The following is a 12657-nucleotide window of genomic DNA, read 5'->3' as shown; positions in this document are numbered from 1 at the left end:
CGACGGGATCTCTTGCGGTCATGTGGCGCAGCTGAATGTCGGGGTCTCACCATCGGTTGCCTCCGCAGCAATTCGTGCCTGGCACAACAGGTGCCGACGCACCGAGATCCCGGAACGCCGGCGACAGGCAACAGTTCCGGTCGCCCCCGACGGCCTGACAACGTTGCCACGCACGAGTGTCGAGTGAAACGGGTGAGCTGATGGCGTGTCAACGAGGTCAACGGGACTTTCTGAACGCGAAGTTCACGGATGGGTGCGTATGGCGGCGGCGCCCCCAGGGCCATGCCGGAGTTCCGGAGCAGCCGGACCCGCCCTGCCCGCGTGCGCAAACTCCGCAGCAAACCTGCCGACCCGGCCGCCTACCTCTCGAATCGGTCGCGCAACCGGCGGGCCCGGCAATGGTTCCGGCAAATATCCCCCTGCACTTGGTCAGCCCGACGCCATGAGACGCCCATTCCCTTGTCCGGTTACGGCTCCTGGATCACGCCGTCGCCCGCCGGAGGCATCCGGTGCGGCCGAATGGAATGCGCGCCATGAATTCAAGTCGAGCGGACAGCCGCAACGGTTCGTAATTTCCCCGCTCTTCCGCCACCACGTTTCGCGAACTGCCCGGCGGTGTCAGGGTGGTCAGCCATCCGGAGTCGACGCCCGCGCTGCGGGTTCGCGGCGTTCGTGCTCAGGAGGTGAGCCCGAGGATGTCCAGCGCGGCGGCGACCTCTTGGCGGGCGGTCTCGTCCAGCCCCCGCAGCGGCAACGGCAGGTTCGGTTCCGCTGTCAGGCCGAGGTGGGAGGCGGCGGCGAAGATGACGCGCAGGCTGCCGTGGCGGCGGAACAGGCCCCACAACGGCTCCAGTTGGCCCGACAGGACCGCCGCTGGGCCCGCGGGGCCGGACTGGGCGGCGCGTGATCCGCCGTCGGAGTCCTTCCGTAACCGGCCCGCTCTTGCCAGGGTGAGGCGCATGACTGTGGGTTTCAGTGGTGAGGTCGCCGAGTACTACGCGAAGTACCGTCGCGGCTATCCGCCTCCGGTCATCGAGTCCCTGCGGGCAGCCTTCGCGCTGGACGCCGACGACACCGTGCTCGACCTCGGCTGCGGCACCGGCCAGCTCGCTGTCCCCCTCGCTCCGCAGGTGCGTTCCGTCATCGGCATGGACCCGGAACCGGACATGCTGCGGCTCGCCGGGGAGACGGCCGCGGGGCAGGGCGTGCGCAACGTGACCTGGGTGCTGGGCGCCGACAGCGACGTCCCCGCGCTGGGGGCGCTGCTGGGGCCGGGATCCCTGGCGATGACGGTGATCGGGCAGGCCCTGCACTGGATGCGGCACGAGGAGCTGTTCCCCGCCTTGGCACCCCTGTTCCGTACGGGCGGCGGAGTCGCCGTGGTGGCCAACGGCACACCGCTGTGGCTGCAGGACCGCGCCTGGTCACGCGCGCTGCGGGCCTGTCTGGAGGACCACTTCGGCACCCGGCTGGAGGCAACCTGCGGGACCGCCGCGCAAGACCGGCGCCGATACGCGCAAGCGCTCCGCGCCGCTGGATTCACGGATGTGCGGGAAACGGTGATCGACTACACCGCCGAGCTGACGGTCGACGAAATCATCGGAGGCGTCTGCTCCGCGATCCCCGCGGACAGACTGCCCGGGCGGGAGGACCGGCCGGCGTTCGCCGAACGGATCCACCGGTCGCTCCCGTCCGGCCCGTACCCCGAAAGCGTCGACGTCTCCGTCCTCGTGGGCCGGGTGGCGTGAGCAGTCCGGACAGGAGGCGCACATGGTTCCGTCGGCGAAGGTCTTCTTCGGCGAAGTGCGGACGGTGTATGCCCCCGTCGCGGCGGCCCTGGGGCTCACCGGCCCCGAGGAGAGCGACCTGGTGGCGCCAAGTGCTCGCTACACAGGCCCTGTTGTCGGGTACCGGATCACTCTCGACTACAGGGAGGGAACCATTGGCGGCCGCGTCGAACTGCACAGGGACACCTACTACCTGTCGGTGGACGTCGAACAGCTGGCGATGACCGTCGGAGTCGTGGAAAGGCGCGGCGGCATCTCCTTCAGCGCCAAGAACCAGAAGCAACTTCGGAAGTCCCTCCAGGGGCACGCCGACTATGCCCGGCTCGTCCATCCGTTCCTCGCCGACGCCGACCCCGATACCGCCGAGGCGCTGATGCGTCGGGCAGGAGCCCGCGAGTGGTCCAAGAGGTGATCTGCTCGACGCCCACTCGGCTCACACACCCCTCCCGCGATGTTCCACCCCACCCCTCACACCCACAACATCCGAGGTCAGCGCGGTGCAGCGGCCCTCACCAGGGAGTTCGCCGGAAGTCCTGCGCGCGCTCCGACGCCCGCATAGCGTGCGGTGACCGGGACCGCTCCCCCGCGTTCTCGCGGTCGGCACTTCTTGGGGCCCACGACCCACTAGGAGACCTTGGAATGTCCACCGACAGCTCCGAGTTACACCCGCTGCGACACCGGCCCGCACGTCACGCCTCCCCCACCCCGCCCGCTCCGCCACCCGACCCGCTGCGCAGCAACTGGCGTGCGGTCCGGGCCCGTTCATGGACCGGACCACACCGCGATCTACGACTCCTGCGCCGGGCCTGCCGCCGGCAGCGCCGCGTCGCCGCACTCGTCGCGCTCGGCTACTTCGTCGTCTTCCTCACCCTCACCGTCGCCTTCCCTTCCGTCATGACCGCTCCCGCCCCCGGCGGCCTGCCCGTCGGCCTCTGCCTCGCTCTGGTCCAACTCCCCGTCACCTGGCTGGCCGTGCTCTTCTACGAGTACACCGCGCGACGCCACGTCGACCCCCTCGCCCGCCGGGTGCGCCACCGGACGCCGCACCCCCACGACGAGCAGGCCGCGCCGTGACCGACTTCAAGGGCGCCGCACAGTCCTGGTCACTCGTGGCGTTCTTCAGCGTCGTCACCCTCACCCTGCTGCTGTGCGTGGTCACCGGCCCCGACCGCGACGACCTCGAAGAGTTCTACACCGGCTACCGGTTCCTCTCCCCGCTGCGCAACGGCCTGGCCATCGCCGGGGACTACATCTCCGCGGCCACCGTGCTGACCGTCGGCGGCATCATCGCCCTCTGCGGCTACGACGGTGTCGTCCTGGCCCTGAGCACCCTGCTCTCCCTGCTGCTCCTGATGTTCCTGCTGGCCGAACCGCTGCACCACACCGGCAGGTTCACCATGGGCGACGTCCTCGCCCGCCGGATGCCCGGCCGCGCGGTCCGCATCACCGCGTGCGCCGTCACCCTGGCCGCGCTGGTGCCCATGATGGTCGTCCAACTCGCGGGCGTGGGACAGCTGTTGGCATACGTCCTCGGCTTCTCCGACAGCACGATGCGGACCGGCTGTGTCGTCGGGGCCGGAGGGCTGATGATCACGTACGCGGCTCTCGGAGGCATGCGGGGCACGGCACTGATCCAGATCCTGAAGACCGTGATCCTCCTCGGCTCGGGCCTGGTCGTCGCCGCGCTCATCCTGCACACCTTCGGCTGGAGCCCCCCGACCCTGTTCCGGACCGCCGCGCGGAACAGCGGGGCCGGTCCCGACTACCTGCGCTACGGGCTCCAGTTCACCGGCGGACGGCACCCCGCCCTCGACATGGTCAGCACGCAGTGCGCGATCGTGCTCGGCGGTGCGTCCCTCCCCCACGTGACCATGCGCATGTACACCGCCGGCAGCACCCGGCAGGTGCGTCGCGCGATGTCCTGGGCCGTGTCGGCGGTCGCGCTGTTCATCGCCGTCATGACCGTCGTCGCCGTGGGCGCCACCGCGCTCATCGGTGCCAAGACCATCAGCGCCGCGGACCCGCGCGGCAGCACCGCCTATCTCCTCGGGGCGCGGGCCGCGTTCGGCACCGATCTCTCCCGTCCGGAGAGCCTGCTGTTCACCACCGTCACCACGGCCATCTTCCTGACCCTGTTGGCCTCCGTGGCCAGCATGACCCTGGCCTGCGCCAACTCCCTCGCCCACGACATCGCCGCCCGCCCCGACACCCCGCCGCTGCGTGAGATGGCACTGGCGCGCCTGGCCGCCCTGGCCGTGGGCATCCCCGTGGTCGCGCTGGCCGTACTCGCCCAGCACCGCAGTCTCCAGCCCCTCGCCATCCTCTCCTTCTGCCTGGGCGCCTCGGCGATCGCCCCGGCGCTCCTCTACAGCCTCTTCTGGCGCCGCTACACCCGCACCGGACTGCTGGCCACCCTCATCGGCGGCACCGTCAGCGTCCTCGTCCTCCTCCCGGGCACCAGCCTCGTCTCCGGCACTCCCCAATCGGCTTTCCCCGACGCCGACTTCAACTGGTTCCCGTTCACCACGACCGCCCTCGTCTCCGTCCCGGCCGGGTTCCTCAGTGGCCTCGTCGCCACCGTGCTGTCCCGCAGACGGTCCGACGCCCGCGCACGCAACCGCTACGAAGCCATCGAGCCCGTCCTGCTGGCCGGACCGGCGCAACCCAAGAACGGCTGACGACCCTCCGACGAAACCGGGCCCGAGTCGAAGCCGGGGGCCGGGGCCCCCGGCTCATCACGCCCTGTCAGCCGGCGGCGAACTGGCGCAACGCGTCCGCGGAACCGTTGAACCGGTCGTGGTCACCGACTGTCTGCCCCGTGGACGTGTACTGCCACATCGTGTGCGCCGACCAGCCCGCCGGAAGCGCCCCCACCGACGAGGCGTACCGGGCCACCCACAGGGGGTTCGTGGCACCGAAGCCCCGGTAGCTCCCGGTGCAGGCGTTCCACCAGCTGGTGGCCGTGTAGATCACGGCATCACGACCGGTGCGGGCCTTGTAGCGGTTCAGGAAGTCACCGATCCAGGTGACCATGCCGCTCGGGGACTTGCCGTAGCAGGCGTCCCCGTAGGGATTCCACTCGATGTCGAGTGCCCCCGGCAGCGTCCGGCCGTCGCCCGACCAGCCCCCGCCGTGGTTCACGAAGTAGTCGGCCTGCGCGGCCCCGCCGGCCCCGTCCGGTGTGGCGAAGTGGTAGGCCCCACGGACCATGCCGACGTCGTACGCGCCCTCGTACTGGTCGTCGTAGTACGGGTTGCGGTAGGAGGTGCCTTCCGTGGCCTTCGTATAGGCCCACCTGGTACCGGCGCTCCACAGAGTGGGCCACGCCACGGCACGCTGATAGCTGGAGACATCGACGCCCTCGGTCTGCCCGGCCCGCTCCTCCGGGGCCACCGCACCGGTCCTGCCGACCGTCCCGTCATGGGCCATGACGCCCATGCCCATGTAGGCGCTGCCCCGCACGGGCAAGGGTTCGGCCGTGGTCGGCGCGGGGGCCATACCGGTCACGGTGAGGAGAAGGCCGGACACCACCACGGCCGCGCACAGACGGGAGAACCCGTCCCAGGTTGATATTCGTCGTCGCATACCGCCTATACGAACCTCAACCGTGCCGTATCGCACGTCATGTACCGCCAACCACGCCGACGAGGACGCACGACGACGTGATCTCCTGGATCGAGGCCGACCCGGGCCGGTTCACCCGCACACGACTGGAGTGGTGAAGAGCAGTGACGAACGACCATGACCTGGACGAGGCGCTACGGGTGGCCGTGGAGCTGGCCGAGTGGGCCTCGGAGACGATCCGCGGCGGGAACGGAGGGGCCTCGGGCCCGGTCCGGCAGAAGGCGAGCCCGGCCGACATCGTCACGGACACGGACGAGGCGGTGGAACGGCACGTACGGTCGGTGCTGCGGCGCGAGTTCCCCGGCTGGGGCATCGACGGCGAGGAGTACGGCGTCGAGGAGGGCGCGTCGGACGCCCCGCACTGGGTGATCGACCCCGTGGACGGAACCACCAACTACGCCCACGGACTTGGCTGGTGCTCCTTCTCGCTGGGCCTCGCGCGGCCGGACGGCTCCCCTCTGCTGGGCCTGGTCGCGGACCCGTGGCGGGGCGAGGTGTTCACGGCCGTACGGGGCAAGGGGGCGCACTTGAACGGCGTCCCGATCCACGCGGCCGACCACACGACACTGACCGGCCATGTGTTCATGACGGAGTGGGCGGCGCACGCGCACTGGCCGGGCCTGGACGCGCTCCTGGCCCAACTGGCCGACCGGCACTGCACGGTGCGCGTGATGGGTTCGACGGCACTGTCCCTGGTGCAGGTCGCGGCGGGCCGGGCGGCCGCCGCCGCGATCGGCGAGTTCCACCCGGTGGACGGTCTCCCGGCGCTGCTGATCGCGACGGAGGCGGGGGCGGTCGCGCTGCCTCAACTTCCCTCCTACGACGAACCGTTGCTGCTGGCCGCGCCCGGAGTCGCGGCGGAGGCGCGGGAGTTGTGGCAGTCGACTGTCAGCCCTCCGGTCCCGCAACAGTGACGACGACCTTGCCCTGCGGGTGGCCGTGCTCCAAGTAGCGGACGGCGTCGGCGGCTTCGGACAGCGGAAAGGTGCGGGCGACCACGGGAATCACCTCGCCCTTGTCGATGATCGCGTTGAGAGTCAGGAGGTCGGCACGGCGTACGACCGCGAGCATGCCCTGGAGCTTCTGGCGCCCGAGCAGTGAACGTACCCCCATCTCCAGGCGGATGCCCGCGTCGGCGAACCATTGGCTCCCGCCTTCGCCGCCGACGCGGACAAGGGTGCCGTGCGGAGTGAGCACACCGCGCAGGAGCGAGACGCTGCGGTTTCCGGCGGCGTCGAGGACGACGTCGTAGCGGCGCGGCCGGTCGGTGATCTCCTCGCGGGTGTAGTCGATGACGTCGACGGCGCCCAGGGACCGGACGAAGTCCGCCGCGTCGGGACCGCAGACCGCGGTGGCCTCGGCGCCCTGGGCGGTGGCGAGTTGGACGGCGAAGCTGCCCACTCCGCCCGAGGCACCGATCACCAGGACCTGTTGGCGCGGTCGCAGACCGGCCTTGGCGTGCAGCGCCTGGAGGGCGGTGACACCGGAGCAGGGGACGGCGGCGGCCTGTTCGAAGGTGAGGCTGTCGGGTTTGTGCGCGATCGCGCCGGCCTTGGCAAGGGCGAACTCGGCGAAGGAGCCACGGCATTGGCCGTAGACGGCGTCTCCCGGTCCGAGGTCGCTCACGCCGGGGCCGACCGCTTCGATCACCCCCGCGCCGTCCCAGCCCGGGACGGGGTTCTTCGGCCTGCGCAGCCCGAAGACGAGCCGCGCCGGGTAGGGCAGTCCGGTCATCAGATGCCAGACGTCGGGCCCGGCACCGGCGGCCCGTACGCGGATCAGCACCTCGTCGGGGCCGGGTGCCGGGCGGTCGATGTCCCGCAACTCCAGTACGTCCGCCGGGCCGTAGACATCCTGCACGATGGCTTTCAAGGTGGTTGCCTCCCGTTCGGGTCGGGGCACCCACCCAGCATCCCGCGAAATCTATCCGTCCTCGACGGGTTCAACAGGGCAGGAGGTGACGGCCGATTCGGCGTCGCGTCCTCGCTCCGGACCCGCCGTCCGCGTGCGGGCCGCCAGGCGGACCGTCCCGGTGACCGGCACCACCAGCAGCACGAACGCCCAGGCGAACGGGGCGAGTTGACTGTCCGTCACCGCCGTCACCGCGCTGAACAGGGCCGAGGCCAGGGCCAGGACAAGCGTCTGCCCGAGGTTCTGCGCGGTCTGCATCGCGCTGCTCGCATACCCCTGCCCGCCGGCCGGGGCGTGGTTGAGGGACAGCAGGGTCAGCGAAGGCGTCGCGAGCCCCATGCCGACGGCGGCCAGCACCATCGACGACACCGCCGTGGCCGCGGGCACGGCGGGCAGGACGCACACCGCGGCCGACACGACCGCAGCCGCCATCACCCCGGCCCCGACCGCGACGAGTCGGTGCCGCGGCACCCGGCCCTGCAGCCGTCCCTGCAGCCAGGACGCCCCGGCCCAGGCGAGCGCGGCCCCGGTGAAGGCGAGCCCCGTCACCACGACCGGCACGCGTCGCGCCGTACTCAACATCAGCGGTACGAACGCCTCCAGCGTGAAGTACGCGCCGGACGTCAGCGCCCGCAGCAACACTGTCGCGGGGAGCCCGCCCCCGGCCCGCCAGGTACGCGGCGGCAGCAGCCTCGGCGCGAACGCCACGAGCAGCGCCAGTCCGGAGACCGTGCACACCACGTGCCGTACGTCCCAGGCGGAGACGCCGTACTGAGTGAGCGCCGCCGCCGCGCTCACCGCCAGCGCGGCCGACAGCGCGGGACGCCGTACCGGACCCTCGCTCCCTGAGTCACCTTGCGAAGTTTCCGCTCCCCGCCCGCGCAAAAGCAGCACCGCTGTCACCGCCGGGAGGAGGGTGAATCCCGCGAGGCCGAAGAACACCGCGCGCCAGGACCACCAGGCGGCCACGAGTCCGGCGAGCGGCGGACCGGCCAGGGACGGCACGATCCAGCAGGCGCTCATCAGGGCCAGGGCGCGGGCCCGCAGGTGATCCGGGTAGGCCTGCCCGATGGCCACGTTGACGGACACCGCCACGAGTCCGGCCGCGATGCCGTCCGTCAAACGGCCCAGGGCCAGTTGCCAGATGGTCGTACTCGTCGCGGAGACGAGCAGTGTGACGACGGTCAGGGCCACCCCGGCCATCAGCGGCCGACGCGGCCCGGCACGGTCCGCCCAGGTGCCGCCCAGCACCCCGCCGAGCAGGCTCGCGGCGACGAACGCCCCCGCCACCAGCGGATACAGCACCACCCCGTCGAGTTCCCTGGCGGCCACCGGCAGCAACGGCATCACCGCCAGCGCGGCGAACCCGGTCAGGAACATCACCGCCGCGAAACTCGCGGTCGCGGCCAGGTACGTACGGGAGAACAGCCCGGATGCGGGGCGGCGACGTCGGGTCACGGACAGAAAGGTATGCACCAACTCGGGGCAGGGCCAACGTATTTGATCCGCGCGCTCCCGGTATCGGGTATCAGGCCGCAGCGCTCGGCTTCGCCGCCGCCGTCAGGACGTACTGGAGGCGGCGGGCCACGTTGAGGTGGTCCGCCGTCCAGACGATGCGGACGGCGGTGGCCGTGGCGCGTCCGTCGTCGTCGCGCAGGTCGCGGCGCAGGGAGTCCACAAGGCGCGCTTCCTCCTCCGGATTGCGTGCCAACGGGGCCGGTACGGCGGTGTGTTGACCCAGTCCGGCCGCCAGGTCGCGGTACCAGTCGGAGAGCCGGACGACGGTGTCCAGGAGGATCAGCCGGGCCTCGGAGCGGTCGGGCTGGATCTGTTCGTCGCCGCCGTTGCGCTGCCACAGTTCCAGCACCGCGTCGGCCGCGAGGCGCAGTCCTACGATCCCGGTGACCAGGGTGGTCATGTCGGAGAGCCGTACCGGCTTGGCGCCCCGTTCGGCGAGGTAGCTGCGGAAGGCGTCGTCGAGCCGGCGGGACGCGGCAGCTGCCTGTCGGCTCGCCTCCAGCGGTGCGTCGGTCGGCAGACAGCCGATGCTGCAGCGGCTGGCCGCGTACTCGACCGCGTCCGCGAGGTAGCGGGCGCTGGCGTCGTACGCGGCGGACAGGGCCCGGTCCACGGCGGCCCCGGCACCTCGCGGCCAGAAGAACAGGCCCACCAGCACACTCACCGCGCAGCCCAGGGCGATGTCCTGGATCCGTAGCAGCACAATGTGCCAGTCGGGGTCCTGGCCGATGTTGAAGAGGATCACCAGGGCGACGGTGAAAGCCGCCTGTCCGGCCGCGAAGGAGATCGCGGCGGGGGCGATACCGGCGACGAGCACGGCGACGGGGAGCAGGAACCAGAGCAGGGTGCCGTGGTGGCCGATGAGCTGGAGCAGCCCGACCCCCACGAGCGAACCGGCCAGGGTGCCGCCCAGGGCGCGCAGTGCGTTCTGCCCGGTGTTGAGCGCGTTGGAGCGCAGCACCGACAGGGTTCCGAGCAGTACCCAGAACGAGTGCTGGACTCCTGTCGCGTTCGCCAGCGCCACCGCGATTCCGAGACCGAGCGCGCCCCGGAGGCTGTTGTGCAGCCAGACCGAGCGCGGCTCCAGGTGGGCGGCGGCGCGTTCGACGGCCGACCCCAGCGGTTGGGTCAGCGCGCCGGGTTCTCCGCCGAGCAGCCGCTCCGGCCAGCTGCGCCGCTCGGCGGCCGCGGCGAGGTCCACGTTGCCGGCGATCTGCAGGGTGGCGAAGCCCAACTCCTGGGCGCGGAACGACAGATCGAGGGTCTCGATGAAGTCGCGGACCTCCGACTCCGTGCGGGGCTTCGGCTGTTCCACGGGCAGCCGGCGGGTGGCGCCGTCCTCCATGCCGTCCATCGCCGCGCGCAGGTTCACCAGGGCGGCGCGCAGGGCGTCGGGCGCTGCGCGCGGGGAGTCGAGGAGTACGGCCGCCTCGTCCAGGGCCGTGGCCGCCGCCCGCCGCACGGTGCGTGCGTCGACGTCGCAGACCCGGCGTTCGTCCGACACCGGACCGCTGTCCTCCACGATGGCGCTGAGCCAGGTGAGTTCGTCGACCAGACGGACCAGTGCGCGGGAGCCGACGGACAGGCCGGTGGGCCGGTAGGGGGTGGCGTCGAAGGCGGCGCGCAGGTCTGCCGCAGCGGCGGTGGCCCGGTCGGCGGCGACCTCGCACTGCCGGGCGGTCGGCGCCTGCGGCCCGCCGTCCAGCCAGGAGGCGTCGGTGCGCAGCTGTGCCGCCGCCGCGCGGCAGACCCGGGCGGCGGGCGCGCTGAGGGGATCCGCGGTGGACCGGGGCCACAGCAGGGAGATCGCGAGCATGGCGGCGACGGCGGCGAGGCCCGCTCCCGCGAGCCGGTCGGGCAGCTGGGACAGCGGGGCCGGTGAGGTCACGGGGAGGATGAAGGCCAGCAGCAGCGCGGTCGAGGCGCCCGCGAGAACGGAGCTGACCACCCCCGAGAAGAGCACCAGGAAGCCCACTACGACCATGGTGGCGACCGCGAGCCAGTCCGTCCGCGCCACCAGGGTGCCGAGGCAGATGAGCGCCGCCCAGCCCAGCGCGAGACCCACGTGAGCCCGCAGACGCTGCACGATCGGGCCGGTGAACTCCACCAGCAGGAGCATCGAGAACGATCCGAACGCCGCGTAGGTCGCCATCGTCGAGGATTTCAGCAGCTGGCCGCACAGCGCGAACAAGGCGGGCATCACCAGCGCGGTACGTGCGGCCCGGCGAGTCGCCGCGAGCCCCGGATCATGCTCACGCAACCACGCCGGAATCCCCCCGGGCAGACCGCGCCAGGTTCTCTCCATACGCCGGCGCACCTCCAGCCCGCGCAGCACCCATGTGCCCCGCCATACCCGAGTATCCGCCATGCTCGCCGATCACCCACCCTGGCGCCGTCACGCCCGCCTCGGTGAGGAGGGCGACCGTCTCGGGATGAGGACCGCTGTTCGCCCACTCCAGCGGGGTCCGGCCGGTGCCGTGATCCTCCCGTATGTTCGGATCGGCGCCGTGCGCCAGCAGTTCGCGAACCGTGTCGGTGTGCCCCCAGCAGGCCGCCGCGCACAGCGGCAGGCCTTCCGCACCGATGCCGCTGCTCTCGGCGTCGGGGAGAGCGCCGGCCGACAGGAGCAGGCGGACGATCGCGGCTTCCCCGTTCACGGAGGCGGCGTAGAGCGGCGTGGTGCCCTCGCTGTCGACTCGCCGCGGGTCGGCACCGGCACGCAGAACCGCCTTCACCAGACCGCTGTCGCCCACCACGATCGCCCCGAAAAGCCGCCGGGAGAGCTTCTTCTGCCGCCGCTGCTTCATGGGCCGAGATTAGAGGGCTGCCGGGTGATGATGGGGCCATGGCTTTGACGACGGCGTTCACGAAGCTTTTCGGAGTGCAGCACCCCATCGCCCTGGCGCCGATGGGCGGATCGGCCGGTGGTGCGCTGACCGCCGCCGTCTCTCGTGGGGGCGGGCTCGGTCTGCTGGGCAGCGCCAACGGTGAACGCGACTGGCTGGCACGGGAGTTGGCCATCGTCACCGAGAACACCACGAACCCGTGGGGAATCGGCTTCCTCACCTGGCAGATCGATGTCGCCGCGGTGGAGCACGCCCTGGACCACCAACCCCGGGCGGTGATGCTGTCCTTCGGGGATCCGAGCCCGTTCGCCGAGCGAATTCGCCGCTCAGGTACGGCACTTGTCATCCAGGTCACCGATCTGGAGGAAGCCAGGCGGGCGGTGGACCTGGGCGCCGACGTCATCGTGGCCCAGGGTTCCGAGAGCGGCGGACACGGCGCCCGGCACGGTCGCTCCACGCTGCCGTTCGTGCCGGTCGTCGTCGATCTGGCCGCTCCGGTACCCGTACTCGCCGCCGGTGGCATCGCCGACGGCCGTGGCCTGGCCGCCGCTCTCGCCCTGGGAGCCGCCGGCGCACTCGTCGGGACCCGCTTCCAGGCGACCACCGAAGCCCTGGTCGCCCCTTCGACCACCGAGGCCATCGTCCAGGGCCGCGGCGCGGACACCGAGCGCAACAGGATCCTCGACATCGCCCGAGGCTCCAGCTGGCCGTCGAAGTACACCGCCCGCACGCTCGGTCACCCGTTCCTCGACCAGTGGCGCGGCCGGGAGACGGAGCTGGCCGACGATCCCCACGCCCGACACGCCTACCAAGTCGCTCTGTCCCAGGGCGAGATACCGCCCCTCCCCGTGTGGGCCGGCGAAGCCGTCGACCTCATCAACGACCTCCCGTCGGCCTCCGACCTCGTCAACTCCCTTGCCACCCAGGCCGAGGAAGCACTGTCACGAGCCGGAAAGGAGACCTGATCCCAC

Annotated in this window: 11 protein-coding genes and 1 pseudogene; 6 read left to right on the top strand and 6 right to left on the bottom strand. The window is 71.5% G+C overall.

The genetic code is table 11. The annotated features are described in order from the left end of the window. Positions 1–676 precede the first annotated feature (676 nt). Positions 677–961: a hypothetical protein gene (locus ACIBJH_RS35975; RefSeq protein ID WP_399121148.1), complete on the bottom strand. Its 285-nt coding sequence runs from the start codon at positions 959–961 to the stop codon at positions 677–679. Here ACIBJH_RS35975 and ACIBJH_RS35970 point away from each other — a divergent pair. From ACIBJH_RS35970 to ACIBJH_RS35955, 4 genes are all read left to right on the top strand, one after another. Continuing rightward, positions 960–1748 (top strand): class I SAM-dependent methyltransferase, encoded by a 789-nt coding sequence (locus tag ACIBJH_RS35970; RefSeq protein WP_399121147.1) that lies wholly within the window; start codon positions 960–962, stop codon positions 1746–1748. The two genes, ACIBJH_RS35975 and ACIBJH_RS35970, sit on opposite strands and share 2 nt — an antisense overlap. A 22-nt stretch (positions 1749–1770) precedes the next feature. Beyond that, entirely contained in the window at positions 1771–2199 is a 429-nt protein-coding gene (locus ACIBJH_RS35965; protein WP_399121146.1) for a hypothetical protein, read from the top strand. Positions 2200–2426: 227 nt separating this feature from the next. Beyond that, complete coding sequence (locus ACIBJH_RS35960) at positions 2427–2861, top strand: DUF485 domain-containing protein (protein WP_399121145.1); 435 nt, start codon at positions 2427–2429, stop codon at positions 2859–2861. Further along, positions 2858–4465 carry a cation acetate symporter gene (locus tag ACIBJH_RS35955; protein WP_399121144.1) on the top strand — a complete coding sequence of 536 codons (1608 nt, stop codon included), beginning with the start codon at positions 2858–2860 and terminating at the stop codon, positions 4463–4465. Before ACIBJH_RS35960 ends, ACIBJH_RS35955 begins: the two co-directional genes overlap by 4 nt. 67 nt (positions 4466–4532) lie before the next feature. On the opposite strand, the gene ACIBJH_RS35950 is transcribed toward ACIBJH_RS35955, so the two are convergent. Beyond that, positions 4533–5372: a lysozyme gene (locus ACIBJH_RS35950; protein WP_399121143.1), complete on the bottom strand. Its 840-nt coding sequence runs from the start codon at positions 5370–5372 to the stop codon at positions 4533–4535. A gap of 143 nt (positions 5373–5515) precedes the next feature. Here ACIBJH_RS35950 and ACIBJH_RS35945 point away from each other — a divergent pair, with 143 nt between their 5' ends. Further along, positions 5516–6325: an inositol monophosphatase family protein gene (locus tag ACIBJH_RS35945; protein ID WP_399121142.1), complete on the top strand. Its 810-nt coding sequence runs from the start codon at positions 5516–5518 to the stop codon at positions 6323–6325. Here the strand turns inward: ACIBJH_RS35945 and ACIBJH_RS35940 are convergent. The 4 genes and pseudogenes from ACIBJH_RS35940 to ACIBJH_RS35925 form a co-directional block, all read right to left on the bottom strand. Then, positions 6300–7283: an NAD(P)-dependent alcohol dehydrogenase gene (locus ACIBJH_RS35940; RefSeq protein ID WP_399121141.1), complete on the bottom strand. Its 984-nt coding sequence runs from the start codon at positions 7281–7283 to the stop codon at positions 6300–6302. The two genes, ACIBJH_RS35945 and ACIBJH_RS35940, sit on opposite strands and share 26 nt — an antisense overlap. Before the next feature lie 51 nt (positions 7284–7334). Next, positions 7335–8702 (bottom strand): MFS transporter, encoded by a 1368-nt coding sequence (locus ACIBJH_RS35935; protein WP_399121233.1) that lies wholly within the window; start codon positions 8700–8702, stop codon positions 7335–7337. 148 nt (positions 8703–8850) lie between these two features. Further along, positions 8851–11040, bottom strand: a complete 2190-nt coding sequence (locus ACIBJH_RS35930; RefSeq protein WP_399121140.1) for an FUSC family protein — start codon at positions 11038–11040, stop codon at positions 8851–8853. A gap of 199 nt (positions 11041–11239) precedes the next feature. Next, positions 11240–11647: pseudogene (locus ACIBJH_RS35925) on the bottom strand (ankyrin repeat domain-containing protein); the annotation flags it as partial. 38 nt (positions 11648–11685) lie between these two features. Here ACIBJH_RS35925 and ACIBJH_RS35920 point away from each other — a divergent pair. Further along, complete coding sequence (locus ACIBJH_RS35920; RefSeq protein WP_399121139.1) at positions 11686–12651, top strand: NAD(P)H-dependent flavin oxidoreductase; 966 nt, start codon at positions 11686–11688, stop codon at positions 12649–12651. Positions 12652–12657 lie beyond the last annotated feature (6 nt).

Origin of the sequence: Streptomyces sp. NPDC050548 (assembly GCF_044457385.1) — a bacterium.
GTDB lineage: Bacteria > Actinomycetota > Actinomycetes > Streptomycetales > Streptomycetaceae > Streptomyces.
The sequence above is the reverse complement of the archived record's forward strand: the minus strand, read 5'-3'. Positions and strand labels throughout refer to the sequence as shown.